Source organism: Cronobacter sp. HA18003 (genome assembly GCF_011605905.1).
Lineage (GTDB): Bacteria > Pseudomonadota > Gammaproteobacteria > Enterobacterales > Enterobacteriaceae > Cronobacter > Cronobacter sakazakii.
Genome location: NZ_JAANQO010000011.1, coordinates 1,615,384 through 1,641,450, shown reverse-complemented (window position 1 = coordinate 1,641,450; position 26,067 = coordinate 1,615,384). Strand labels below are relative to the sequence as shown.

Annotated in this window: 24 protein-coding genes; 8 read left to right on the top strand and 16 right to left on the bottom strand. The window is 56.3% G+C overall.

What is annotated here, in order from left to right; translation table 11 throughout:
* Window positions 1–25: 25 nt before the first annotated feature.
* Window positions 26–2,206 (top strand): ATP-dependent DNA helicase DinG, encoded by a 2,181-nt coding sequence (gene dinG, locus G6041_RS08850; RefSeq protein ID WP_012125287.1) that lies wholly within the window; start codon window positions 26–28, stop codon window positions 2,204–2,206.
* Here the strand turns inward: dinG and G6041_RS08845 are convergent.
* From G6041_RS08845 to G6041_RS08825, 5 genes are all read right to left on the bottom strand, one after another.
* Entirely contained in the window at window positions 2,197–2,706 is a 510-nt protein-coding gene (locus G6041_RS08845; RefSeq protein ID WP_004385900.1) for a fimbrial protein, read from the bottom strand. The genes dinG and G6041_RS08845 overlap by 10 nt on opposite strands.
* 10 nt (window positions 2,707–2,716) lie before the next feature.
* A complete protein-coding gene (locus G6041_RS08840; RefSeq protein WP_041460724.1) occupies window positions 2,717–3,691 on the bottom strand; it encodes a fimbrial protein in 975 nt (324 codons plus the stop codon).
* 23 nt (window positions 3,692–3,714) lie between these two features.
* Entirely contained in the window at window positions 3,715–6,267 is a 2,553-nt protein-coding gene (locus tag G6041_RS08835) for a fimbria/pilus outer membrane usher protein (RefSeq protein WP_139153176.1), read from the bottom strand.
* A gap of 41 nt (window positions 6,268–6,308) precedes the next feature.
* Complete coding sequence (locus G6041_RS08830) at window positions 6,309–6,980, bottom strand: fimbrial biogenesis chaperone (RefSeq protein WP_012125284.1); 672 nt, start codon at window positions 6,978–6,980, stop codon at window positions 6,309–6,311.
* A 66-nt stretch (window positions 6,981–7,046) separates the two neighbouring features.
* Complete coding sequence (locus G6041_RS08825) at window positions 7,047–7,583, bottom strand: fimbrial protein (RefSeq protein WP_041460566.1); 537 nt, start codon at window positions 7,581–7,583, stop codon at window positions 7,047–7,049.
* Window positions 7,584–7,912: 329 nt separating this feature from the next.
* Between G6041_RS08825 and ybiB the strand changes: the two genes are divergently transcribed.
* On the top strand, window positions 7,913–8,881 hold the full coding sequence (gene ybiB, locus G6041_RS08820; protein WP_041460565.1) for a DNA-binding protein YbiB: 969 nt from the start codon (window positions 7,913–7,915) through the stop codon (window positions 8,879–8,881).
* Window positions 8,882–8,969: 88 nt separating this feature from the next.
* On the opposite strand, the gene ybiJ is transcribed toward ybiB, so the two are convergent.
* The 3 genes from ybiJ to G6041_RS08805 form a co-directional block, all read right to left on the bottom strand.
* Window positions 8,970–9,230, bottom strand: a complete 261-nt coding sequence (gene ybiJ, locus G6041_RS08815; RefSeq protein ID WP_012125281.1) for a DUF1471 family protein YbiJ — start codon at window positions 9,228–9,230, stop codon at window positions 8,970–8,972.
* Between the two features lie 259 nt (window positions 9,231–9,489).
* Window positions 9,490–9,756: a DksA/TraR family C4-type zinc finger protein gene (locus G6041_RS08810; protein ID WP_007902057.1), complete on the bottom strand. Its 267-nt coding sequence runs from the start codon at window positions 9,754–9,756 to the stop codon at window positions 9,490–9,492.
* Window positions 9,757–9,848: 92 nt separating this feature from the next.
* Window positions 9,849–10,466, bottom strand: a complete 618-nt coding sequence (locus G6041_RS08805; RefSeq protein ID WP_012125279.1) for a flavin reductase family protein — start codon at window positions 10,464–10,466, stop codon at window positions 9,849–9,851.
* A 111-nt stretch (window positions 10,467–10,577) separates the two neighbouring features.
* On the opposite strand from G6041_RS08805, the gene rlmF reads away from it, so the two are divergent.
* Entirely contained in the window at window positions 10,578–11,507 is a 930-nt protein-coding gene (rlmF, locus tag G6041_RS08800) for a 23S rRNA (adenine(1618)-N(6))-methyltransferase RlmF (RefSeq protein ID WP_012125278.1), read from the top strand.
* On the opposite strand, the gene ybiO is transcribed toward rlmF, so the two are convergent.
* The 6 genes from ybiO to rhtA form a co-directional block, all read right to left on the bottom strand.
* Complete coding sequence (gene ybiO / locus G6041_RS08795; protein ID WP_038881141.1) at window positions 11,508–13,766, bottom strand: mechanosensitive channel protein; 2,259 nt, start codon at window positions 13,764–13,766, stop codon at window positions 11,508–11,510.
* Between the two features lie 463 nt (window positions 13,767–14,229).
* Window positions 14,230–14,952 (bottom strand): glutamine ABC transporter ATP-binding protein GlnQ, encoded by a 723-nt coding sequence (gene glnQ, locus G6041_RS08790; RefSeq protein WP_004388458.1) that lies wholly within the window; start codon window positions 14,950–14,952, stop codon window positions 14,230–14,232.
* On the bottom strand, window positions 14,949–15,608 hold the full coding sequence (glnP, locus tag G6041_RS08785; protein WP_004388457.1) for a glutamine ABC transporter permease GlnP: 660 nt from the start codon (window positions 15,606–15,608) through the stop codon (window positions 14,949–14,951). Before glnP ends, glnQ begins: the two co-directional genes overlap by 4 nt.
* Window positions 15,609–15,691: 83 nt before the next feature.
* Entirely contained in the window at window positions 15,692–16,435 is a 744-nt protein-coding gene (gene glnH, locus G6041_RS08780) for a glutamine ABC transporter substrate-binding protein GlnH (RefSeq protein ID WP_007782268.1), read from the bottom strand.
* 375 nt (window positions 16,436–16,810) lie between these two features.
* On the bottom strand, window positions 16,811–17,314 hold the full coding sequence (gene dps, locus G6041_RS08775; RefSeq protein ID WP_007768605.1) for a DNA starvation/stationary phase protection protein Dps: 504 nt from the start codon (window positions 17,312–17,314) through the stop codon (window positions 16,811–16,813).
* A gap of 315 nt (window positions 17,315–17,629) precedes the next feature.
* The gene (gene rhtA / locus G6041_RS08770; protein WP_007902071.1) at window positions 17,630–18,517 is read right to left on the bottom strand and encodes a threonine/homoserine exporter RhtA; all 888 of its coding nucleotides are present in this window, start codon (window positions 18,515–18,517) and stop codon (window positions 17,630–17,632) included.
* 349 nt (window positions 18,518–18,866) lie between these two features.
* Here rhtA and ompX point away from each other — a divergent pair, with 349 nt between their 5' ends.
* Window positions 18,867–19,379: an outer membrane protein OmpX gene (ompX, locus tag G6041_RS08765; RefSeq protein ID WP_004388453.1), complete on the top strand. Its 513-nt coding sequence runs from the start codon at window positions 18,867–18,869 to the stop codon at window positions 19,377–19,379.
* Between the two features lie 79 nt (window positions 19,380–19,458).
* Here the strand turns inward: ompX and G6041_RS08760 are convergent, their stop codons facing one another.
* Together G6041_RS08760 and mntS are read right to left on the bottom strand one after the other, a co-directional pair.
* Window positions 19,459–21,042: a phosphoethanolamine transferase gene (locus G6041_RS08760; RefSeq protein WP_012125275.1), complete on the bottom strand. Its 1,584-nt coding sequence runs from the start codon at window positions 21,040–21,042 to the stop codon at window positions 19,459–19,461.
* A 292-nt stretch (window positions 21,043–21,334) separates the two neighbouring features.
* On the bottom strand, window positions 21,335–21,469 hold the full coding sequence (gene mntS / locus G6041_RS08755) for a manganase accumulation protein MntS (protein WP_007848577.1): 135 nt from the start codon (window positions 21,467–21,469) through the stop codon (window positions 21,335–21,337).
* Between the two features lie 183 nt (window positions 21,470–21,652).
* On the opposite strand from mntS, the gene mntR reads away from it, so the two are divergent.
* The 4 genes from mntR (at window position 21,653) to G6041_RS08735 (ending at window position 26,067) form a co-directional block, all read left to right on the top strand.
* Window positions 21,653–22,120: a manganese-binding transcriptional regulator MntR gene (gene mntR, locus G6041_RS08750; RefSeq protein ID WP_004388452.1), complete on the top strand. Its 468-nt coding sequence runs from the start codon at window positions 21,653–21,655 to the stop codon at window positions 22,118–22,120.
* 2 nt (window positions 22,121–22,122) lie between these two features.
* On the top strand, window positions 22,123–23,241 hold the full coding sequence (locus G6041_RS08745) for an anion transporter (protein ID WP_012125273.1): 1,119 nt from the start codon (window positions 22,123–22,125) through the stop codon (window positions 23,239–23,241).
* A gap of 100 nt (window positions 23,242–23,341) precedes the next feature.
* Complete coding sequence (locus G6041_RS08740) at window positions 23,342–24,499, top strand: HlyD family secretion protein (protein WP_012125272.1); 1,158 nt, start codon at window positions 23,342–23,344, stop codon at window positions 24,497–24,499.
* Window positions 24,496–26,067, top strand: a complete 1,572-nt coding sequence (locus G6041_RS08735; RefSeq protein WP_007792070.1) for a DHA2 family efflux MFS transporter permease subunit — start codon at window positions 24,496–24,498, stop codon at window positions 26,065–26,067. Before G6041_RS08740 ends, G6041_RS08735 begins: the two co-directional genes overlap by 4 nt.

The window sequence follows — 26,067 nt, the reverse complement described above, 5'->3', positions numbered from 1 at the left end:
TTTATACAGTATTTCAGGGCTTCAGATGGCATTAACCGCCGCGCAGAAATCGCAAATCGCCGCCTGGTATAAGGCGCTTCAGCAGCAAATTCCGGACTTCATTCCCCGCGCCCCGCAGCGGCAGATGATTGCGGAAGTGGCGAAAACCCTCGGCGGCGATGAAGGGCGGCATCTGGCTATCGAGGCGCCGACCGGCGTTGGCAAAACGCTCTCGTATCTGATCCCCGGTATCGCTATCGCCCGCGAAGAGCAAAAAACGCTGGTGGTGAGCACCGCCAACGTGGCGTTGCAGGATCAGATTTTCAGTAAAGATCTGCCGTTGCTGCGCAAAATTATCCCGGAACTGCGCTTCACCGCCGCGTTCGGGCGTGGGCGTTACGTCTGCCCGCGCAACCTCGCGGCGCTCTCCAGCGACAGCGCCTCGCAGGGCGATCTGCTGGCGTTTCTTGATGATGAGCTGACGCCCAACAGCAAAGAGGAGCAGCAGCGCTGCGCGAAACTCAAAGCCGATCTCGACAGCTACAAGTGGGACGGCCTTCGCGATCACACCGACCAGGCGATTGACGATAACCTCTGGTCGCGGCTCAGTACCGATAAAGCGAGCTGCCTGAACCGCAACTGCCATTACTACCGTGAATGCCCGTTCTTTGTGGCGCGCCGTGAGATTCAGGAAGCCGAAGTGGTGGTCGCCAACCATGCGCTGGTGATGGCGGCGCTGGAGAGCGAATCCGTTCTGCCGGAGCCAAAACATCTGCTGCTGGTGCTTGATGAAGGCCACCATCTGCCGGACGTCGCCCGCGACGCGCTGGAGATGAGCGCCGACATCAGCGCGCCCTGGACGCGGTTGCAGCTCGATCTCTTCTGTAAACTGGTCGCCACCTGCCTTGAGCAATTCCGGCCCAAAACCGTGCCGCCGCTCTCCACGCCGGAGCGGCTTAACAATCACTGCGAAGAAGTCTACGAGCTGGTCGCCAGCATGAACCGTATCGTCGGGCTGCTGCTGCCGCCGGGCGAGGAGAGCGAGTTTCGCTTCCCGATGGGCGAACTGCCGCAGGAGGTGATGGAAATCTGCGAACGGCTGGCGAAGCTCACCGAAAACCTGCGCGGGCTGGCGGAACTCTTCTTAAACGATCTCAGCGAAAAAACCGGCAGCCACGACATCGTGCGCCTGCACCGGGTGCTGTTGCAGATGAACCGCGCGCTCGGCCACTTTGAAGCGCAAAGCAAGCTCTGGCGGCTCGCCTCGCTGGCGCATGCCTCCGGCGCGCCGGTCTCGAAATGGGTGACGCGCGAGACCCGCGAAGGGCAACCGCATATTTTCTTCCACTGCGTGGGCATTCGGGTCAGCGATCAGCTCGAAAAACTCATCTGGCGGCAGGTGCCGCACGTGGTGGTGACCTCCGCCACGCTGCGATCGCTGAACAGCTTTGCGCGGCTGCAGGAGATGAGCGGCCTGCGCGATAAAGCAGGCGACCGTTTCGTGACGCTCGATTCGCCGTTTAATCATATCGAGCAGGGCAAACTTGTGATCCCGCGCCTGCGCCATGAGCCGCTGATGGAGCATGAAGAGGCGCACCTCGCCGAGATGGCGGCCTATTTCCGCGCGGAATATAAAAAAGGCGAGCACAAAGGGATGCTGGTGCTGTTTGCCAGTAACCGCGCGATGCAGACCTTTTTGTCCTTTGTGCCTGACCTGCGCCTCGGCCTGCTGGTGCAGGGCGATCAGCCCCGCTACCGGCTTGTCGAGCTGCACCGCAAAAAAATTGAGCAGGGCGAGGCGAGCGTGCTGGTGGGGTTGCAGTCGTTTGCCGAGGGGCTTGATCTTAAGGGCGAGCTGCTAAGCCAGGTGCACATTCATAAAATCGCCTTTCCGCCGGTGGACAGCCCGGTGGTGGTCACAGAGGGCGAATGGCTGAAAAGCCTCAACCGCTATCCGTTTGAAGTACAAAGCCTGCCCGCGGCGTCGTTCAACCTCATACAGCAGGTGGGGCGGCTTATCCGCAGCCACAGCTGCTGGGGCGAAGTGGTGATTTATGACCGCCGTCTGCTCACTAAATCCTACGGCAAGCGGCTGCTGGACGCGCTGCCGGTGTTTGCGATTGAACAGCCCGAAGCGCCAGAGGCGTTAATCAAAAAAGCGCCCGCAAAGCGCGCTGCGCCAGGCCGTAAGGGCGCGCCCGCCCGGCGACGCAACGCTTACCGGTAAGTAAACGTCACCTGTACGGCGCTTTCAAACGTGCCGGGTACCAGCGGCTCTGTGGTACGGACATAGCGTGCGCGCAGCTGAAACGTGGCGCTGTGCGTGGCCTCGTCCACTGTTTCGGTGTATTTATCGCCACCGGGTAACATGTACATATTGTTTTTACCATCAACCAGTTGTAATGCCAGCCCTTTGCCGGTTCCGGTGCTCCTGTAAGCCGTACTGTTAGTCGGATCCAGTTCGCCGGAAAATGTCGCATCAACGGCCGTGGTGGCCACGGGGCAGTTCATCACGCTTAGTTCAAACGGTACCCAGGGGCCATAAGTAGAGGGTTGTGAAAACGCGTCAGCAGTCGCGATCCCCATATCGACCGTTTTGTTTTTGCTGGCACTTTCCACATCGCAGGCACTGGCAATAATCGCCCCGTTAACCTGCAGGTTGATATCGTCGGCCAGTGCCCGGTGTGCGCCAAGCGCAAACATTATCAGCAGCAGTAACTTTTTCATCACGGGGCTCCTACCGGTAAGACACGGTAATGGTCGCGACGGCGTTTGCAACGCCCGGCGTCACGGTGTCGGCAGTTTGATAGTACTGAACAGCAAACGGGATATTGAGCGTTGAGTTCGGCCTCAATGAGGCAACAAAGGTGTAATGGTCAAAATCGATGTTTTGCCCAAAAAGCGTCATCTGAACGCCTATGCCGCTGGCGACGCCGGGTTCGGAAGTGAGTTTAATCACGGATGGCTCGGTGGATGCGTAGCCATTGGCGCTGGAGACTTTCACTCCGACTTGTACCGGATCGTTGCAGGTGGCGTTGACCTCAAAGCTGCTCCAGCCCGAGCTGCTGCCCACGCCTGTAAACACGCTGGCCGGCACGTTGCCGAGAGTGACGCTGAGATTGTTACGATCGACGGAACAGGTGACGGTTTTATAGGTTATGTCGCCTGCGTAAGCGATGGTATTGGGTGCGCCAATCCCGGTCTGGTTGTAAACCCCTACGCCGAACACCGTTTGCGCCTGTTCAAGCGACCCGCTATAGATCGTTGTCGACGTTTTGACGAGCGCAAGCGTCACGGTGAAGTCGAACGTATTGTTGCCATCGGTGGATACATAGCCCAGCGGTGTATTACGCGTGTCGCAACCGACCCCGCCGCCGATGATGCGCTGGCCTTTATCATTCATCAGCGAAATGCCGATGCCTTCCACGCCTGTTTCGTAAACGCCCGGCATTCCGGACACTTCGTTGCCGCTGCCATAGTAGCAGGCGATGATCGGCTGGCCTGAATAGCCGTTGCAGGACCCGTGAATACTCACGAGCTCGTCAGTGCCTGGTATGGTTGCGCCGACCGGTAACGTACTGGAAACGGCGACATACGCGACTGAAACCGTATACGGCATCATGGGGGCCGTACAGGACGCCTTCGCATGAGGCATAAAGAACAGGCTACCGGCAAGTACCAGCAGCGCGCTTAATAATTTGATGAATCGCATAAAAAAAGTCCAGGTAACGCGCGTTAAAGGCATTGCGCGGAGAGGTTAATAAACTGGCTGTCGCCATTCCCGGTGGGGAGACGCCATGCGGCGGTGCAGCGCTGGCTGGCGTTAGCGCCCCAGCTCACCTGCAGCGTGCCTTTCGGCTGAAGACCGGTCAGATAAACCTGGCCATCTTCGCCGACGATAAATTCTTCTGCGGTATCATCCGCGGTTGCGGTCGCGCCAAACGGCACCGGGCGACCATCAGCCAGGTGCAGCGTCATCAGTACGCGCGCGCCGGTTCGGGTATCGAAACGGGCCCGTACTACTGCGCCGCGCGTGGGCGTTACGGTCTGTACCGCCTGCGTCACATCAGCGTCGGCGGGCAGCGTTTCGGTATCCAGCGCGACGGTATTGCGCCGATAGGGACTGATAAACGGTAAAATGGTGTATCCACGACCATCGGTTCTGACGCCGGTCTGGTTGTGAATAGCGGTATCATTTGCGCCCGGCGCTTCGACCAGCGCCACCGTTTCACCCATCGGCTGGCCAAGCGTGATGCCGTTAGCGTGGGCGATAAGCCCGCCCTGAATGCCGTAATGGATTTGCCGCTGGCTGAAATCCTGCCCGTAACCCGCGCTCAGTTCGCCGTAAGCGCCTTTGTAATCGGCATTAAGTGAGGTGTTACGCGTCTGGCCTTGACTGTCCTGGCTCTGCTGGATATTCCAGTTGAGGTTGTTATCCGAAAGCGCCGTTCCGTTAAGGCCGATGTTCTGCGTGGTGCCCTGCTTGCTGTGGCTTTGGTTGTAGCTTGCCCAGGTATTGGGCAACCAGCGTTCAAGCGGAATGGAGAGGGTGAGAGAAAAGACGCTGTCCTTTTCATGCTCCGGTTCGCCGTAGCCATTTTCACTGGTATTACGGTTCAGGCTGTAATTAAGCCCGTAACTGATATCGTGCCAGCTATTGTTGTAACCGACGCTGAGTGAAGACATCGTTTTGCTGCTGTTCCAGTAATTTTCCTGAATCAGGCTGGCGTTCAGCGAACCCAGCGCGTCGCCCAGCGGCTGCTCAAGCGTTAGCTCTTCACGGCTACGGCGATGCAGCGTGTCTGCCCACTGGTTATCGCGGCGCATCGTCTCAAAAACATCCTGCATGGCGTAATAGTTCTCGCTGCTAAAGCGGTAACCCGCCACCGAGAGCGTGGCGCCCGTCAGCGCGATATCCTTGCTGTAGCGGGCACGCCACGAACGGCCTTTCTGTGTCTCACCTGACGATAATGTGGCTTTCGCTTCAGTGACATCCAGCGAGAATGCGCCAAAATCCCCCACGTTTTCTCCGACGCCCAGCGCCAGCGAATGGTAGGGCTGGCTTGCCTGAATGCCGCCGTAAAGCGTAAACCCGTGTGGCAGGCCATAAACGGCCGTGCCTTGCATAAACGCAGTGGATAAAACGCTTTCGTCATACGAACGGTAGCGCCCGCCGGTAAGGCTATATTTCAACCGTCCTTCGCGTTGCAGAACCGGAACAGAAGCATAAGGCACGACAAAATGCTGTTCGCTGCCGTCGCTCTCTTTCACCGTTACGTTGAGATCGCCACTGCTACCGCTCGGGTAGAGATCGTTAATTTCAAATGCGCCAGGCGCGACGTTAGTCTGGGAGATGAGATACCCGTTCTGGCGAATAATCACCTGGGCGTTACTGCGTGCGATGCCATGTACCACAGGGGCGTAACCGCGCAGGCTGTCAGGCAGCATGTCGTCGTCAGAGGCAAGCTGCGCACCGGTAAAAGGAATGCTGTCGAAGACATCCGCGGGTGAGCTGCTCTGGCCCAGGGTAAGCTCGCTTTTCAGAGCAACAATGTCGCGCTCTGCGTAGGTATAGACGCTGGAGAACTTCTCCTGAGTGCCCGAATGGTCTTCGTTGCGACTCCAGGTAGAGTAGTTGCGCAGCCGCCAGGGGCCGAGATTAATGCCCGGACGCAGGTTGGCGTAAAGATTGCGGCTGTCCTGCGCATCCGGCGTCAGCGCTTTCTGGCGCGAGCCGTTCACGCTGTAGTTAAACAACAGCGCGTTAATGCCTTCGTTAAATTCCTCAGGCGGTATATACCCCTGCGGCACCTGGCCCAGCGCGCTTTGCGCAATGCTAAGCTGGAGTTGCTGGCGGCCGACATCAAAACGCGCGCTGGCAGAGGGGATGGCCGAAAGGTCAACGCATTTCGCATCTGCGTCTAACGCATCAAACTCGTCAGTCTTCACTCCCAGGCTTTTCAAATCTTCGAGAGTGAAGCAGGGTTGCAGCGTGCTGCTACCATCGGACGCGGTTTTAAGCGTAAATTCTATCTCACGGGTATCGATGCGTTCATTATTAATATAAACATCGACACGGTATTTCCCCGGTGCCGCACCTGGACCTTTTTCATAAAGCGTTAAATCGGTTTTACCCTGCGAAGGATTATCAATATCCAGCAATGCCGGGTTGAAATAATCATCTGCCCTCGCTTGCACCAGCGGCAGGCCTGCACACAGACAGGATATTGCCAGCGCTAAGTGACGAGCGCGAAATACATTTGGCCGTCTGGCTTTATTAAAGGACATGATGATTACCGTATTATAAAATTAACGGGTGTGGATTATTTTCAGAAGTTTTGAGACCAGCTTTTCGAAATGGCACCGAAATCATTAATTATTGTCCAGGAGACAGCGTGAACATTTGTCATATTCGCAAGCTGAAAGCGGCTTTCGCTTTTCGGGGCCGCGATATTGACTTTTTCAACTTCTTTTCCGTTAACCTTGACGCTGTTAAAATTCATATAAAACGGCGTTGGGTTTTCAACCACCAGCATGTTTCCTTCGGTATGCCATTTCAGCATGCCTGCGACATCGTCAGGTCTGCCGGTGACCAATGCCGGGCGATACATTAATTTAATGCGTGTTCTGACGGCGATTTGTAAATCATTAACGCCTGCTTTTTTAACTGAGGAAGGAATAGATTTAATATTTAACCAGTAGAGAGATTCACGATCTTTTGGCAAATCGCCACCAGTGCGTACCACGCGTAGTGTATTATCCTGATGTGCATTAATACGAAAAAGGGGCGGAGTCACCATAAATGGTGCTTTAGCCGCGCCGGGCGCATCGGTATCAACCCAGGACTGAATAAGATAGTTGATATCGTCATTATTGGTCACGGGAACAGACGCTTCTTTTTTATCGCCAGGATAAATAACACGGGTACCGCCAATAATGACGCCAGCCTGTGCCGCTGTTGTCGCCATGAGTAAAGCTGAAATAACGAGTAATTTACGCATAATAATATCGTCTCTTTAAATATGGGCTATTTGCCACGACAGAAGTAGCAAATAGCCCATCGGGAATCAGTTATAGGTCACTGTAAACGTAGAGGAGCCATTGGCGACCCCTGCTGTAACGGTTGCGCCTGTCTGAATATAACGGGCACCAAATTCCAGATTATTGGTGGCGGTTCCTGTCTCCAGCGCGTAATCGGCCGACGCGGTATAGAGATTCAGCGGCGTGCCGTCGGCATCCACCAGTTGAATACCGACCCCGCTGGCGGCTCCCGTGCCACCCGTCAGGGCCAGGACATCGACATTATTGGTGTCTGCGGTGCCACCGAATTTGATAGAGGCTTTGGTCACGGTTTCCGGACAGTTTTTTAACTGCAAGACAAAACTGGTGATGTTGGTCGTGGAGCCGATGCCGGTAAAGGCCGTTTTCGAGATTTTCCCCAAGTCAACGGCCAGCGGACTGCTCTGGCTGTTGACCACTTCACAGGCGGCGTCAAGGATTTCGCCGGTAAAATTCACCTGGCCTTCACCGGTTGTGGCGGCCCATGTGAGCGAGGAGGAGCAGGCCAGCGCGGCCATCGTGGTCATAAGCAATATCTTTTTCATCATGGATCCTGAATCAGGAGAGAACAAAGTCTTAAATAATTAAGACGAGAATAATTTCGATGAAAAATATGCTTCCTGTGAGGTAAATGCTCCAGTTATGAACACTTAACGATTCTTTTAGTAAAAAAATACAATTTGAATTCGGGCGGATTTATCTTATCGGCAGAGGCGTCTGACGACCCGATGATTGCGCCAGACGCTTGTCATATCAGACGCTTAACTTGTATTGTGCGCTAAGGCGGCGCGTCGTCGGCGGTAAGCACGCGGCAACGCATCACAGAGTATGATTGACCGGAGCTATGATTAAGAGCACCTGTCGGGAGGATAAGATGGATTATCGTGCGATCGTTAAAGAGATAGGCCGGGGCAAAAATCACGCCCGCTCTCTGGACCATGAAACGGCCAGAGCGCTCTACAACCATATGCTGGATGGCGATGTGCCGGATCTGGAGATGGGTGCCATCCTCATTGCGCTGCGTATTAAAGGCGAGGGTGAACAGGAGATGCGCGGCTTTTACGATGCGATGCAGCAACATATGCTGCGCCTGACGCCGCCGGTGGCAAAACCGGTGCCTGTGGTTATCCCAAGCTATAACGGCGCGCGTAAGCAGGCCAACCTGACGCCGCTGCTGGCGCTATTACTGAGCCGTCTCGGCTTTCCGGTTGTTGTACATGGCGTGAGCGACGATCCGACGCGCGTGCTGACAGAGACGATTTTTACGCTGATGGGCATTTCGCCGACGCTGCATGCAGGCCAGGCGCAGGCGAAACTGGACGGGCGCGACCCGGTCTATATCCCGGTTGGCGCGCTCTGCCCGCCGCTTGAAAAACAGCTGGCGATGCGCTGGCGACTTGGGGTGCGCAACAGCGCCCATACGCTGGCGAAACTCGCTACGCCGTTTGGCGAATCTGACGCGCTGCGTCTGTCCAGCGTCTCGCACCCGGAATATGTGAATAAAGTCGGGCAGTTTTTTATCGATATCGGCGGACGCGGCCTGCTGATGCACGGCACCGAAGGCGAAGTGTACGCCAACCCGCAGCGCTGCCCGCAGATAGCGCTGATTGAGAATCAGGCGATGCGCATTCTGCTTGAGCGCCAGAGTGAGGCGGCAACCAGCCCCATAGCGCTGCCAGAGACGAAAGACCCCGAAGTGACCGCCCGCTGGACCGAGCGCTGCTTATCGGGGCTTGAGCCGGTGCCGGAATCATTAAAAACGCAGATGGCGTGCGTGCTGGTGGCAAGCGGTGAGGCGCAGGATATCCCGTCGGCGCTGGCGCGTATCGCACAGACCTTTTGATAAAAAAAGCCCGCAGCATCCGCCGCGGGCAAAAAGGGTAACAAAGGGTCAATTAAGGGTAATGAAGGTATCGGTCAGCGCGTGGCAATCAGTTGTAGATAACTGCGGTGCCGCTCGCCAGATCGTTGGTACGGGCAGAGGTGATGCTGTAGGCCTTCGCACCCGCCGCTTCGGCCTTCGCCGCCAGCGTATCGTTCAGTTCATCCAGCGTGCGTGCGCCCTGAGCGGATACGACGCCGATTTTGTTCAGGTTCTGCGCCTGAGCGGGGCTCACCTGCTCAGCAGCGCCAGCCGCAAAGGTAAAGGCGGAAAGGGCCAGGGCAGCAACAACATATTTGATGGCTTTCATAGGGATTCTCTCGCAGTTTATTCTGTAAATAACGGGTTGTTCCGTTGATGTGATGATTGTCACATTCACGAGCAGAATATAAAACCGAAGAGAATTGACAGGCTTATTCTAAAAATTTGAATGTAATATAACCAGTTGAATGAGTTGGAAATATTCCACCTCTCCCACGCTTCTTTACACGCTCTTACCGTCCCGCTGCTTGAGGGCACAAATGGACACATCGAAACGGTAAAAGAGTGTATGTGGACCGCCGAAAGGCCTAGCGGAGCTGGCTGTCTTTTGAGCCGCGGCGGTTATAGAGGGAGTAGCGCTGGCGGTGTTCATCCTCTTTTTGCTGACAATTCACGCACAGACGCACGCCCGGAATCGCCTTGCGGCGCGCCTCGGGGATGGGCTCGTCGCACATCTCACAAAACGCAAGACTTTCGCCGCGTGGCAGGTCGCGTCGCGCGCGCGCCACGGCATCTTCCACGGTGCTGTCGATTTGATCCTGCACCGCGCCGTCATTTGCCCAACCTGAAGCCATAAGACCTCCTCTGTGGTTAAACACAGTAGTGATTATAGCAAAAACGGGGGTGCCCTGCCGGGAAGAGCCCGCCGTGGCGGGCATGGAAGCGGTTAACGGGCGTCAGGGCGAATCAGATCGAAGCGCTGGGCGTCATCGATACCGTAATAGGCGCTCGGGCCGCCCGCGCGCAGGATCGGCTGCGCTTTAGAGGTCTGGTAGATGCCGTCTTCAAGCAGCGTGTCGGCGATATGCACCGCCACCACTTCGCCCAGCACAAGCCAGGTATCGATGGGCTCGCCGCTCGCGGAGGTGAGCTGAATGCACTGGCTTAAGCGGCACTCAAAGTTCACCGGGCTTTCAGCGACGCGCGGGGCGCGTACCAGACGCGAGGGCGCGGCGGTCAGGCCCGCGCGTACGAACTCATCTTCATCATGGGGCAGCGAGGCGGAGGTTTCGTTCATCGCCACGGCCAGGTCGCGCGTCGCAAGATTCCAGACGAACTCTTTGGTTTCGGCGATATTTTTCACGCTGTCTTTCCAGCCATTGCTGGAGAAGCCAATAATCGGCGGGCGATAGTTAAAGCAGTTGAAGAAGCTGTAGGGCGCGAGGTTGCGATGGCCTGCGCCGTCCTGTGAGGCTATCCAGCCAATCGGGCGCGGGCCGATAATGGCATTCAGCGGATCGTGCGGCAAACCGTGGCCGCGTGCCGGTTCGTAGTAGTAGCTCATAGCATTTCCCTGGGCAAAAAAACTATCATAGCCGCCCCGCTAAATTTTGCCGTGCTTATTTACCAGGGGCGGGTCAGCGGGTATTGTACGCGCCCACACAGGAGGAAGCCGATGAACCGCAAACCGGGCCTGCACCCACGCAACCGCCACCACAGCCGCTATGATTTCGACGCGCTGACAGAGAGCTGTCCGGCACTTGGCGCTTTTGTCCGCCCGTCGCCCGCAGGCGAGCCGACAATTGATTTCGCCGATCCGCAGGCGGTGAAAACCCTTAATCAGGCGCTGCTGGCGCACTTTTACGGCGTGCGGGAGTGGGACATTCCTGACGGTTTTCTCTGCCCGCCCGTACCGGGCCGCGCGGATTATATTCATCATCTCGCCGATCTGCTTGCCGAAGGCAATGGCGGCGCACTGCCCGCGCAGGCGAGCGTGCTGGATATCGGCGTTGGTGCCAACTGTATTTATCCGCTGATCGGCCAGCATGAATATGGCTGGCGTTTTACCGGCACCGACACCAGCGATGAGGCGATCCGTAGCGCGAGCGCGATTATCGACGCCAATCCGGGGCTCAACCGCGCGATCCGCCTGCGTCGCCAGAAAAGCCCCGGCGCGATTTTCAACGGCATTATTCACAAGAATGAGAGTTACGACGCCACGCTGTGCAACCCGCCGTTCCATGACTCCGCCGACGCGGCAGAAGCGGGCAACGCGCGCAAGCGCCGCAATCTGGGGCTTGCCGCTGACAGCGGGCTTAACTTCGGCGGCCAGCAACAGGAGCTGTGGTGCGAGGGCGGCGAGGTCGGGTTTATTACGCAGATGATCGCCGAGAGCAAGCTGTTCGCCCGTCAGGTGCTGTGGTTTACCACGCTGGTGTCGAAAGGCGATAACCTGCCGCTGCTCTACCGCGCGCTGGAGCAGGCGGGCGCGGTAAAAGTGGTTAAAAAGGAGATGGCGCAGGGGCAGAAGCAGAGCCGTTTTATCGCCTGGAGTTTTCTCGATACGGCCCAGCGCGAACGCTGGGCACAAAACCGCCTGCGGTAATCAGACGGTCGGGTTGGCGGGCGGCAGTGCGCCGCCTGCCGCGGCCTGTGCTTCGGCTGCTGCCGCGGCATCGGGCATTGGCTGCATTACCTGCACCGTCTGTACCGGCGGGCGAATGCCTGCCAGATCGAAGTGTTTTTTCACCATCCCGTCGAGCGCGAAGCGCACCGTCCACTGCTTGAGCGGCTGGGTAGTGAAGGTCACGCGGATCGTAAAGGCCGTATTGGTCAGTCCCACAATGCCCACCACGTTTGGCTCGCCTATCACCAGCATGCGGATATCTTCCTGCTCCATCAGTTCATCCACCGCGGCGCGCAGAGCGCGGTTGGCTTTCTCGGTCTCTTCAAACCTGTCGACATCGTAGTTCGCCACAAACGAGCCGATACCGCGCACAAAGTTCGCGAAAGTGGTGATCGATGACCACGGAATAATGTGGTACGCCCCGGTATCCTGGCGCACGCCCACCGAGCGGATCGACATACGCTCAACCGTTCCCGTAAGCGGGCCGATCGTCACCAGATCGCCGGTGTTCATCCCATTTTCAAACTGAATAAAGATGCCGGTAATAATATCTTTCACCAGCGTCTGGGAGCCGAACGACACGGCGAGACCCAGCGCGCCTGCGCCCGCCAGCAGCGGGGCGATATTCACGCCAATCTCCGAGAGCACAATCATGATGGTAATGGTGCTGATAATTACGGCGAGGGCGTTGCGAAACAGCGTCAGCAGCGTGCGGGTGCGGGCGCTCGGCATCGGGCGGCCGTGGATATCGGAGGCGAGGCGGCTCTCGATCAGGCTCGCCAGCAGCGTCCAGCCGACGGCGGAGAAGAACACTATCAGCGAGATGCGAATTAAAATATCGACGGCTTTCTCGCCCGCGCCGACGGTGAGCCACGTCCAGAAATCAAACAGTCCCCAGGCGTTCAGCAGCAGCATCACCGCCACGCAGACGGTAAGAAAGCGCGCGAGCTTCAGCGAAACCGACAGCCAGCCGTTCAGGCGCTTTTGCAGCTCCGGATAGTTGCGCTGCACCGGCGGCGAGAGCGTGATGGTTTTGCTGAGCCAGCGGGTGAATACGCCGCAGATAAACGCCGCGACGCTCACAATCGCCAGCGTTTTCAGCGACGCGCCCATCATCGTTTTCAGGCTGTTGCCCGGATCGAAGAGGGAAAAGAAAAACAGCACGATGAAATAGGCGCTGGCGAGCCAGTGCCAGATGAGCGCGAAGGCGCGGATAAACAGGCTGAAAAACGCGAGCGAGCGGTCCGCGAGGCGCGTCAGCCCGGCGGTGATGGCGCGCTTGTTATGAAAGATAAGATAAAGCGCCCAGGCGGTCATCGTCAGCATGATGATGACATTCGCCAGCGCGCCAACCTGCACGTTAACCTGTGCTGAGATAATCGGCACGGCCACCAGCAGGCCGTAGCCAATGAGACTGCTCAGCCCGCTCAGGCGCAGGTGCCAGTAACGCGCGCTGGCGTCGCTGATGACAAACGGGCGCAGCGACGGAAAACGCGGGGAGAACATCAGGCGCAAAATCGCTTTGAAGAACTCAATAAGCGCGAAAGCGTTGAGGAACAGCCCTTGCTGGCGGGCGATGGTGCGGCTGCCGGCGTTCATCATCTCAATGGCGAGCTGGCCGACAAACAGCGTCAGCGCCAGCAGCGCGAGATCGATAAGAAACGCGAGGATAATCATCAGCGGCAGCTGAACCCAGCTCGCCCGGTGGATGTTTTTACGCCGTCCCCACTGGCCCATTTTGCGATACAGCGGAATAGCGCAGGCGCGCACTGCAAAATAAAAGAGGAAGACCGAGACCGCGAGCAGGCTGAAATGGCTCAGCGCGTTGAAGAACGTTTTTTCGTTGAAAGGTTTATGCGGCGCATTAGTGATATTGCGATGGAGCTGCGCAAAGCGTCCGGCAAACTCGCCGCCGTAGTGACGGGTGACCTCGGTGACGTTCTCCAGTACCGTTTTATCTTCTTCATTATTCACCGGCGGCTTGATGACCGGCGTCGGCTGATCGGCGGGCGTCGCCGCCGCCTGGCGCAGCTGTTCGATAAGCGCTTTGCGGGAAGCCTCGTTTTCCAGCACGTCCGCGAGCGCCGCGTAAGCGGCTCTCTTTTTATCGGCATCGGGCTCGGCGGGCGGCGTCTCGCTTTTCTGGGTGGTCGACGCGCCGACCACCGCGGCGGGCAGGCTTACGGCGTTGGCTGAGACGCTAAACAGGCTGACAAGCAGCAGCAAAATCCACGGCACGCTCTCCTCCGGCTGAGAAAGTGACACAAAGAGGTAAGTATAGTGCCCGGATAAGCGAAGCCCGGAAAAGAGGAGTATTCCGCAGCGGGTTTAATGTAACCGTTGGATACAGCGACTGACGATAAAGGTGGGTGCGCTTGCGCTTACCCACCCTACAAAGAACTCAGGGCAGCGAGGTAGGGCGGGTAAGCTTGCGCACCCGCCGGGCGGCGAAGATGGGTGCGCTTACGCTTACCCACCCTACAACAGACAAACCAGCTTGAGAGAGCGTAGGGCGGGTAGGCTTGCGCACCCGCCGGGTGGTGAAGGTGGGTGCCCTTACGTTTACCCACCCTACAACAGACAAATCAGCCTGGAGCAATGTAGGGCGGGTAAGCTTGCGCACCCGCCTTAAAAGCGCCATACCCACCGCAAACCCATAAAAAAACCCTCTCCGGGGAGAGGGTTCGTCATGATGAAAACCTTACGACACGTGCTGCAAAAACTCCTGCAGGCGCGGGCTTGGCGGGTTCTCGATAAGCGCCTGCGGGTTGCCGTCTTCGGCGATGCGGCCTTTATCGATAAAGATCAGACGCGAGGCCACTTTCTCGGCAAAGCCGATTTCGTGAGTCACGATCACCATCGTCATGCCTTCTTCGGCCAGATCCTGCATCACTTTCAGCACTTCGTGGCGCAATTCCGGGTCGAGCGCGGAGGTCGGCTCATCAAACAGCATCATCTTCGGCTTCACTGCCAGCGCGCGGGCGATCGCCACACGCTGCTGCTGGCCGCCGGAGAGCTCGGATGGGTAATGGTGACCGCGCTCGGCAAGGCCCACTTTCGCGAGCAGCTCTTTCGCCAGCTTCTCGGCTTCCGCTTTGCTGGCGCCGCGCACGCGGATTGGCCCGAACATCACATTCTCCAGCGCCGTCAGATGCGGGAACAGGTAGAACTGCTGGAACACCATGCCCGCTTCCTGGCGAATCAGGCGCTCGTCGACTTTCGGGTCGTTGACTTTCAGGCCATCGACAATCAGATCGCCGCTGGTAATCTCTTCAAGCTTGTTAATGCAGCGCAGCAGCGTGGATTTGCCGGAGCCGGACGGCCCGATAATCACCACCACTTCACCCTGGTTAATTTTTAAATCGATATTGTGCAGCACCTGGGTTTGACCAAAGTGCTTGGAGACATTTTTAAATTCAATCACAGGATTTTCATCCTTCTTTCCAGACGACGCAGAACAAAGCTCAGAACGAGGGTAATGATCAGGTAAATCACCGCAACGGCGCTCCAGATCTCAAGCGCACGGAAGTTGCCCGCGATGATCTCCTGGCCCTGACGGGTCAGCTCGGCGACGCCGATAACGATAAACAGCGAGGTGTCTTTAATGCTGATGATCCACTGGTTGCCAAGCGGCGGCAGCATACGACGCAGCGCCAGCGGCAGGATCACGTGACGAATGGTTTCACGCTTCGACAGCCCCAGCGCCAGGCCCGCTTCGCGAAAGCCTTTATGAATAGAAAGCACCGCGCCGCGGGTGATCTCCGCGATATACGCCCCCGAGTTGATCATGATAGTGACCACTGCCGCGGTGAACGGATCGATACGCAGGTCGTTAAACGCCATCGGCAGGGCGAAGTAGATAAACATCACCTGCACCACAATCGGGGTGCCGCGGATGATTTCGATGAAGACCAGTGCGATATGATTTGCAATCCAGCCGCCAAACGAGCGGGCGAAACCGGCCACCAGACCGATTATCAGACCGCCCACCAGACCGAGGACCGAAATCCATAAGGTCATTTTGGCGCCTTCAAGTAAGAGGGGAATGGCAGGCCAGATGGCGCTCCAGTCAAACTGCATGATGATTTCCTGTGTTACCGTGGTTCAAAAATAGCAGGGGCGAAGGCCGCCCCTGACTGATGATAACTGCTTAATAAGAATTATTATTTTGGCTCAGTGCCGAACCATTTTTTGTAGATTTCGTTATAGGTGCCGTTCTCTTTCAGGGTTTTCAGCGCGCCGTTGACTTTGGTGCGCAGCTCGTCGCTGCCTTTCGGGAACGCGATGCCATACTGTTGGCCCGCCAGAGAATCACCTACCGCTTTGAACTGGCCGTTGCCTGCGGTTTTGATGAAGTAAAGGATGTTTGGCGTGTCGTGCAGCACGGCGTCAGCACGGTTGGTGCCAAGCTCCATGTACGCGTTGTCGATGTTCGGGAACTGACGCAGATCTTTCGTTTTGATGTTCGCTTTCGCGTAATCCACCGAGCCGGTACCGCTCTTCACAGCAACGACTTTACCGTCGAGATCTTTCACGCTTTTCACGTCGTTGTTATTCGCTTTTACCATCACCAGCAGGCCGCTGTTGTAGTAGCCGTCGGAGAAGTCGATCGCTTTTTTACGTTCGTCGGTAATGGTGATGCCAGCCAGCGCCAGGTCAACGTTTTTGGTTTGCAGCGCCGGAATAATGCCGCTGAAATCCATCGGTTTTAAGGTGTAGTCGAGCTTAAGCTCTTTAGCGATAGCGGCCCACAGGTCGACATCAAAGCCGACATACTTATCGCCTTGTTTAAATTCGAAGGGAACAAACGCGGTGTCGGTTGCTACAACCAGCTTATCCGCCGCCTGAGAAGAGACCGCAAAGGCCAGAGTCAGGGCTGCCAGGGAAACTTTAAAAACAGACTTCATAGCATTTCCTTTATTTATCCGCGGGGCGATCCCCGATAAGAACATAGCGCTGCATGAAAAAATCATGCCAGTTTTACAAGCCGCTGTTTTGAAAGGCAAGAAAAAAGTCCTTTTGCACAAATTGCGCGCTTTTTCAACAGCCATGCACCACAATGGCGCACCAAAATAGTGCGTCAGGGCGAGCCATCGGGTGGATAGCCTTTTTAGCCTGAAAAGCGGTGATAAAACAATCTCTGGTTAACGATTGTGTGAGGGGATTATTACAAATAGATAACGTTTGCGGTGGGAGAGGGCAAAAGCATGCCCCTTTATAGTGCAAAACCCCCTCCGCAAGGGAGAGGGCGTGATAAGTAAAGCGTCTGGTCGGTTATCGAATTATTCGATGTTCGATTCGATAAACCACAGGAATTTATCCAGGTCGCGGGACGCGGCGGTGAAGATATCAGCCGTGTCTTCATCCTGCGCTTCGCTGATGGCTTTACGCACATCGTTGGCGACGATAGCGTAACGATCCGCCAGCTCTTTCAGGTGATCCTGAACGCTGTGGATGTCCAGCGGGTAGCTTTTCAGCGGAGTTTTGCTGTTGATCACCTGTGTGGTGCCCAGCGCCACGCCGCCCAGCTGTACAGCACGTTCAGCGATGGTATCCATATGACCGGTCAGCGCGGTACGGAAGCCGTCCAGCATTTCATGCACGCCAATGAAGTTAGCGCCGCGCATATTCCAGTGTGCCTGTTTAGTAATCAGCGACAAGTCAATGAAATTAACCACCTGGCGGTTTAACAGCTCGATGGTGGCCTTTTTGTCGCTGTCAGCTACATCGTTACGCGTGTAGAGCAGATCGGAAGCCTTTGTTTTAACCAGTTTAGCGGTACCCATAATTTCATATCCTCTTGATGATTGTGTCCCAGGAAATTACGGAATTAAGTATAGCACCGTGTTTTGGTTTTGCTGGCGAGGCTGTACCTATCAAATAAATAGCAAGGGTATGTTTGCTTTATTTTTGCTTAAGGAACAGATGGTTGTGTAATTTTGTAAGTATTTTTATAGCGCTAAAATCAGGGCGTGATTAATGACGAAGCGCGCGCGTAGATATTTTAAAAGCGAATGAGTCGCAACGCGGAAATATCTTAAAACTGTCATAAAAGGTTATTCCGGCACAGCATCAACCGTGCCGGGAAATAATTATTTTTTTTAATCAATGTCGAGGCTTTTTATCTGCGTTTCACGTCTGAGCGTCAGGGTTGATCCCACAGAGGCGATAATAATCGACAGCAGCGCCAGCCATTGCACCAGTGTCAGCGTCTCGCCCAGAAAAATCATGCCGGTAAAGGCTGCCAGTGCCGGCTCCATACTCATTAGCGTACCGAATGTACGCGTGGGCAGACGCGTCAGCGCCGTCATCTCCAGCGAGTAGGGTAGCGCGGTAGAAAGAATGGCGATCCCAATACCGGCGGGCAGCACTGACCAGTGCCAGAGCGCCTCGCCCGCCGCCGCCGCGCCGATGGGCACGAAAACGATAGCCGCAATGAGCGACCCGAGGGCGACGGTCGCCGGGCCGTGCTCCGCGCCCGCTTTCTGCCCGGCGATAATATAGATGGCCCAGCATACGCCCGCGCCCAGTGCACAGGCGGCACCGAGCGGATCGACATGCGTGACGTCCTGTCCGAGCGGCAGCAGGAACCACAGCCCAAGCACCGCAAGCGCTACCCACAGAAAATCCACCGGACGCCGAGAGCCAAACAGCGCCACCGCCAGCGGGCCGGTAAATTCCAGCGCGACGGCGATGCCCAGCGGCACGGTACGAATCGACAGATAAAAGAGATAGTTCATCGCACCCAGCGCCAGGCCATAGATCAGCAGCGGCATGCGCTGGCTGCGGGTAAAGCGCAGCCGCCAGGGTTTAAACACCACGGCCAGAATCAGCGTGCCGAGCGCCAGACGCAGCGCGGTGACGCCAGGCGCGCCCACTACCGGGAACAGCGATTTGGCAAGCGAAGCGCCGCTCTGAATCGACGCCATCGCAACGATGAGCACAATAACGGGCAGCCAGAGAGGCGTTTTACGGGGTAACGTTGGCATCCTGCACCTGTAAAAGTTAAAGATAAGTAAATGCGATAGCTTACTGTATTTAACTCTCTGGTGGTTGAGCAATCATTGATAAACGCACCCGAAATAACCGGTATCATACTTCCGTCAGCGCAAAAAATGCGCAGTCGCGTTTAGGAATAATCCGGATGCAGTCGTGCGTAACCTGAGACGATAATGATTCCCGCCTGGTAAAATCCAGTGTTTTTAGCAGGATAGACGCGGGCGGAAACGTTCTGTTACAGGAAAGAGCGCATTAGACAACGCGAACAACAAAGAGTTTCCTGCTGGGTTTTGATATATTTAAATCTTAGGACTTACTTGAAGCACATTTGAGGTGGTTATGAAAAAAATTGCATGTCTTTCAGCACTGGCTTGTGTTCTGGCCGTTTCCGCAGGTTCTGCTGTTGCTGGCACCGCTACCGTTACCGGTGGCTACGCGCAGAGCGACGCTCAGGGCGTGATGAACAAAATGAACGGTTTCAACCTGAAATACCGTTATGAGTTCGACGACAGCAACCCGCTGGGCGTGATCGGTTCTTTCACCTACACCGAAAAAGACCGCACTGAAGATGGCGTATATGGTAAAAACCAGTACTACGGCATCACCGCGGGTCCGGCTTACCGTATCAATGACTGGGCAAGCATCTACGGCGTAGTGGGTGTTGGTTACGATAAAGCACAGGCTACCAACGGCACTGATAAAGCAGACACCAGCGACTACGGCTTCTCCTATGGCGCAGGTCTGCAGTTCAACCCGGTACAGGACGTAGCTCTGGACTTCTCCTACGAGCAGAGCCGTGTGCGTAACACCGACATCGGCACCTGGATCGCAGGTGTGGGTTACCGCTTCTAATCACTTCGGTGATGAAAAAATCCGCCCACGGGCGGATTTTTTTTATCTGCACATCATGCAGCGCATCGCATTTGCCGTATTAACGGGTACGCGCGTCAAACAGATCCGTACCGAGGTGATCATAGCTCACCTTGTTAAGTTTAAAGTTAGTGACAAACACCGGCCCCGCCTTTAGCCCGGAAATAAATTTATATTTCGGCGCAATCTCTTTCACTTTGATTCCCGTCCACTGAACAAAAAAGCTCAGGAAATCATTGGCTGAACGCCGCGCTTTGATAATGCGGTGGGCTTTGTCATCGCTCGACAACACCATAAACGGCACCTGGAAATTCTGCTGAAATTTATCGTCGTGCGCCAGGTACTGCACCGCCTTGCCGCGCTCTTTGATGGCAAGCCCGTGATCGGAAAAGTAAACCATTGAGAAGCTCTGCCCGCTGTTTTGCAACTGCTGGTACAGCTTGCTTAGCAGGTCGTCGGTCTGACGAATGCTGTAGAGATAGCAGGAGGTCTCTTTCGACTGCACAAACTCGTCATATTTGCCCTGGGTGCGGTCGCAGGCCTGGGGGTGTGAGCCCATCAGGTGCAGCACGATAAGCTGGGGCTGCGGGCGTTGCGTTGCCAGCACCTGAGCCGTCATCTTCAGCAGCGCTTCATCGCGCGTGTTTTTATCCGCCTCGAAATCACCGCTTTTTAAGAAATGCACTTCATCGGCGCGCTTAGCGATGCTGGCGATGGCAGTGTCATATTCGCCAATCTGCCCCTGGTTGGAGAACCACCAGGTCTGAAAACCGGCGCGGTTAGCGAGCGTGACGAAGTTATCCTGATATTGCGGTTTATTATCGACGACGCGGTTAAGCGTCAGCCCCAGTGATTTCTGTGTTGACCCGCTGGCCGCGATGTAATCGGTAAAAAGGTAGCCATTGACGTGGCTTGCAAACGGGCTGTTATCCCACTGGCCGCCAAAGGCGCCTACCGCGTCGCGGCGCACGCTCTCGCCTATCACCACCACATAGGTGTGATATTTCGGTGCGACCGCCAGCACATTCCAGGAGTCTTTCATTCTGGAGAGGGCCTCCATGCGTTGCTGCTCCTCCAGCACTTCGCGGTTATTCACCACCACATCTTTCACAAAGCGAAACACCGGATAGCCGCTGTCTTTCAGCGCGAAAACGCCGCCGTAAAGCTGGTTTTGCACTGGCGTAACGAAAAAACTCACCATGCTGACCGCAAGGCAGAGGCTGTCGAACGGCTGCCAGCGCGAGGGTGCCTGCGGTGTACGGCGCAACGCGATAATGCCGAGCGTAAAAATAAACAGCGACACCAGATAGCTGTACCACGGGAAAATCGTCAACAGCTCCGTCGACTCTTCCATATTCGTGGCGTGCAGGGCCAGCAGCGTATTGAAGTTCGGCGCGCCGTAGGTCTGCCCGAAAGGGAAATAGAGCCCGGCCACCAGAGAGCAGACGGCTAAAAGGCCTTTCTGCGCGCGCGGCGCGGTTTTCCACAGCAGCAGCAGCACGCAGCAAAACGCGATGGCGTACAGCAGGCTGAATTCATAACCCAGAGCGAAATTAATTAATAACGATTGCAGAAAATAGAAGCCAATCCACGGATCGAGAGCGATGCCGCGCGCAGCAAGAGTATTTTTTAGCGTTAGATTCATAGTACGGATTCAACGAAACGCCATGCGTAAACCCTGGCGTCAAGGGTATTCGCCCGTCAGAGTGCTGGACCAGAAGGGAGGGAGATCCGCATTCGGTATCGTCGTAAGAGCAGGGCTGCAAGAAGATAGAGCCGCACGAAAAGAATAGCAACGGGGGGAAACCAACTAGTTTGCGAGAAAGGCTGCAAATTTCGCCAAAAGAGAGGTTAAAGCCAACGTGAGGAGCGCCAGGGCTCAGGATAACGCAAAAAAATGACAAAAAAATGGCAAGCGCGTGGGAAAGGGGAGCGGGTTATTGTTGCCCGTTATCATCCTGCCCTGGCTGGGGTTTGGGATTAAACATATCGCACAGCATATTCAGCAGCCGCAGCCGCACCTGAAAGGGGGAGTGAGTAAACACGTTCAGACACCTCATTAATTCGTTCATACCACACCTCCGCGTCTCACAGTCAGTAAACATCACGACTGTTCGCATTACATACAGATATAGCACAGGCTATGTTATATAGCTATGGCTAACGCGTTAATTTTTTGTGCTCGTGAATCTGTGGTTTACAATGGCCCGCAAACAGCGTTAACCGTATCGCGCCACTGTAATGAGGAAGTATCAATGAGCCGTCGGGCAGGTAAGCAGAGCAGCATGAAAGTGACGCAGCTGGTCAATGTCGAAGAACATGTGGAAGGCTTTCGCCAGGTACGTGAAGCCCACCGCCGCGAACTTATCGACGATTACGTCGAGCTGATTTCCGATCTCATTCGGGAGGTGGGCGAAGCGCGTCAGGTAGATATGGCGGCGCGTCTTGGTGTTTCGCAACCAACCGTTGCGAAAATGCTCAAGCGTCTTGCCTCTGTAGGGCTGATTGAGCAGATCCCGTGGCGCGGCGTGTTTCTGACGCCGGAAGGCGAAACGCTGGCGCAGCAGAGCCGCGAACGACATCAAATCGTTGAGAACTTCCTGCTGGCACTCGGCGTTAACCCGGATACCGCACGACGCGACGCCGAAGGGATGGAGCACCATGTCAGCGAAGAGACGCTTGAGGTCTTTCGTCGTTTCAGCCAGCAAAACGGGTTCGAATAATCATGTTACTTCGCCTCGCGCGTCCTTTTCTGCATGACCGGTTTTTCCAGCTTTTACTGATTACCGGCGTGATCCTCTCCTTTTTTGTGCCTTTCGCGCCGCGCGAGTGGCCGCAGGCCGTCGACTGGCGCACCATCATTACCCTTGCCGGGCTGATGATGTTGACCAAAGGCGTTGAACTGAGCGGCTATTTCGACGTGCTGGGCCGCCGTCTGGTGCGGCGTTTTTCGACAGAGCGCAGCCTGGCGCTCTTTCTGGTCTGCGCCGCCGCACTGCTCTCCACTTTTTTAACTAATGACGTGGCGCTGTTTATCGTGGTGCCGCTGACGCTGACGCTGAAAAAACTCTGCGCCATTCCGGTTAACCGCCTCATTATTTTTGAAGCGTTGGCCGTGAATGCCGGTTCGCTGCTGACGCCTATCGGCAACCCGCAAAATATTCTCTTATGGGGCCGCTCGGGCCTCGCGTTTGGAGAATTTATTCTGCACATGGCACCGCTTGCGCTGGCGCTGATGGCGAGCCTGCTGCTGCTCTGCTGGTTTTGCTTTCCGGGCAAGGCGCTGCATTATCAGTCGCACGATAAACAGCACGAGTGGCAGCCGCGCCTGGTCTGGAGCTGCCTTGCGTTCTACATCGTGTTTTTAACCGCGCTGGAGCTGAATATCGCCCTGTGGGGGCTGGCGCTGGTGGCGGTGGGGTTCCTGCTGGTGGCGCGCCGGGTGCTTATCAGCATTGACTGGAGCCTGCTGCTGGTCTTTGTGGCGATGTTTATCGATGTGCATCTGCTGACCAAACTGCCTGCGCTTACGTCCAGTTTGCATCATGTTTCGCAACTGCCGCCCGCTGGTCTGTATGCGCTGGGCATCGGCCTGTCGCAGTTTATCAGCAACGTGCCCGCGACTATTTTGCTGCTCAACTATGTACCGCCGACGACGCTGCTCGCCTGGGCGGTCAACATCGGTGGATTCGGGCTCCTGCCAGGCTCGCTCGCGAACCTGATTGCGCTGCGTATGGCGGCTGACCGCCGCATCTGGTGGCGCTTTCATCTCTATTCGCTGCCGCTATTACTGTGGTCTGCGCTGGTGGGGTATGCGCTACTGTGGGGACTGTTTCTCAGATAATGCTAATTTGTCAGTTTTTCCTGGCAAATGTATAGACTGCTCCTAAGTTTAGTAAACGGTATTTTGTGATGGTGTTAACTTACAGGACTGTTGCTGAACTATGGCGGAAAATCACAATAACAACGCTGACGAAGAGAAACGTCAGGATCAACAAGACGATAACAGCAAAACTGAGGATGGCGGTAAGGACAAGGGGAAAGGCGACGGTGAAAACCGCAAGCGCCCCGGTAAAAAGCCGCTGATTATTCTCGGTATTGTTGTTGTCATTATGGTTATCGGGGCCATCATCTGGTGGTTTATGACCCGAAACCTTGAAACCACTGACGATGCCTTTATTGAAGGTGATGCCGTGACCGTCGCGCCGAAAGTGGCGGGGTATGTCACGGAACTGCGCGTGAAAGATAACCAGCGGGTGAAAAAAGGCGATCTGCTGGTGGTTATCGACCCGCGCGACGCCACCGCACAGCGCGATCAGGCGCAGGCGCAGTTGTCGCTTGCCGAGTCGCAGCTCCATCAGGCGCAGGCGCAACTGGCGCTCGCCAAAGTGCAGTACCCGGCCCAGCGCGATCAGGCCAAAGCGCAGGTGCTGCGCGCCCAGGCGGAGCTTGCCAACGCCCGCGCCGAATATCAGCGCCAGCGCGGTGTTGACCCGCGCGCCACCTCGAAACAAAACATCGACGCTGCCAACGCCCAACTGCGCAGCGCCGAAGCGGGCCTTGCTAACGCGCAGGCGCAGCTGGAAGTGGCCGAGCAGGTGCAACTGCAAATTCGTCAGCAGGAAACCAACGTCGAAGCGCGCCAGAGCCAGGTGGAACAGGCCCGTGCGCAGTTAAAAACGGCCGAGCTGAATCTCTCTTATACCGAAGTGCGCGCGCCGTTCGACGGCTATGTCACGAAGCGTAACGTCCAGAACGGCACGCTGGTGCAGGCGGGCAGCGCGCTCTTTTCGATTGTCTCGCCGGATATCTGGGTGGTGGCGAACTTTAAAGAGTCGCAGCTTGAGCGGATGCGGCCTGGCAATAAAGTCGAGATCTCTGTAGATGCGTTCCCCGACCTGGAACTTGAGGGCCATGTCGAGAGCATTCAGCAGGGCAGCGGCTCGCGCTTCTCGGCGTTCCCGGCGGAAAACGCCACCGGCAACTTTGTGAAAATCGTTCAGCGCGTGCCGGTGAAAATCGTTATCGACAAAGGGCTTGAGAACTGGAACCAGCCGCTACCGCTGGGGCTGTCCGTCGAGCCTGAGGTGACGGTGGAATGAGCGAGCAGGCCCACAGCGGCTGGCGTCCGGCCAGCAACCCCTGGTCCGTCGCGATCGTCGTGACGATCGCGGTGTTCATGGAAATCCTCGACACCACTATCGTTAACGTGGCGCTGCCGCACATCGCCGGGTCGCTGTCGTCGAGCTATTCCGAATCGACGTGGGTCCTGACCTCGTATCTGGTGGCGAACGGCATCGTGCTGCCGCTGTCGGCATTCTTCAGCCGGCTGTTCGGGCGCAAACAGTTTTTCCTGATTTGCATTGTGATGTTTACCGTCTGCTCGTTTCTGTGCGGCATCGCCACTGAGCTCTGGCAAATTATTCTGTTTCGTATTTTGCAGGGCTTTTTCGGCGGCGGCCTTCAGCCGACGCAGCAGTCGGTGCTGCTCGATTACTTCAAGCCGGAAGATCGCGGCAAGGCGTTCGGTCTCTCCTCAATTGCGATTATTGTCGCCCCGGTGCTTGGCCCGACGCTCGGCGGCTGGATAACCGATAACTACTCCTGGCGCTGGGTCTTTTTCATCAATATTCCGGTCGGCATCGTCTGCGTGCTGGCGGTCTATCAGTTGCTGGAAGACCCGCCGTGGGAGAAAAAGTCCGAAGAGAAAATCCCGGTCGACTGGACGGGCATCGGGCTGATTGCGCTGGGTCTCGGCTGCCTTCAGGTGATGCTCGATCGCGGTGAAGACGAAGACTGGTTCGCGTCCGATTTTATCCGCACCTTCGCGGTGCTGACGCTTATCGGGATTGTCGGCGCGATTTACTGGCTCATCTATACCCGCCGTCCGGTGGTGGATCTGCACTGCGTGCGGGATAAAAACTTCGCCGTTTCCAGCGTGCTGATGGCGGGCATGGCGCTGATCCTCTACGGCAGCTCGGTGGTTATTCCGCAGCTGGCGCAGCAGGATCTCGGCTACACCGCCACCTGGTCGGGGCTGATACTCTCGCCCGGCGCGGTGCTGATTGTCTTTACCATCCCGATTGTGCTGAAGCTGATGCCGCTGGTGCAGACCCGCTGGATAATCGCGTTCGGCTTCCTCTGCCTTGGCGTGTCATTTTTCTGGTCACGCAATCTGGTGCCGAACGTCGATTTCGAAACGCTGGTGCTGATGCGCAGCGCGCAGTCTATCGGGCTAGGCTTTTTGTTTGTGCCGCTTACCACGATTGCGTTTATCACCATTCCGCAGAAGCTTAACGCCGACGCGGCGGCGCTGTTTACGATGTTCCGAAACGTCGCAGGCTCGATAGGAATTTCGCTCTCCACCGCCGCGATTACCGAACGTTCACAGGTGCAGAGCGCCCATCTGAGCGCGCACATGACGCCTTTTGACGAACAGTTCCAGCAGGCGATACGCAGCGGCGCCGAGGCGGTGCGCAATTTCACCGCCCAGCTCGGCGACCCGACCGGCATCGCCACCGGGCAGCTTTATAAAACCATGATTGCCCAGTCGCGCATTCTCGCGTATGTCGACGTGTTCACCATGCTGAGCGTGGTGGCGATCCTGTTGATTCCGTTTTGTTTATTGCTTTCGCCCATCAAGAGCGAAGGCTCCGCAGGAGCACATTAA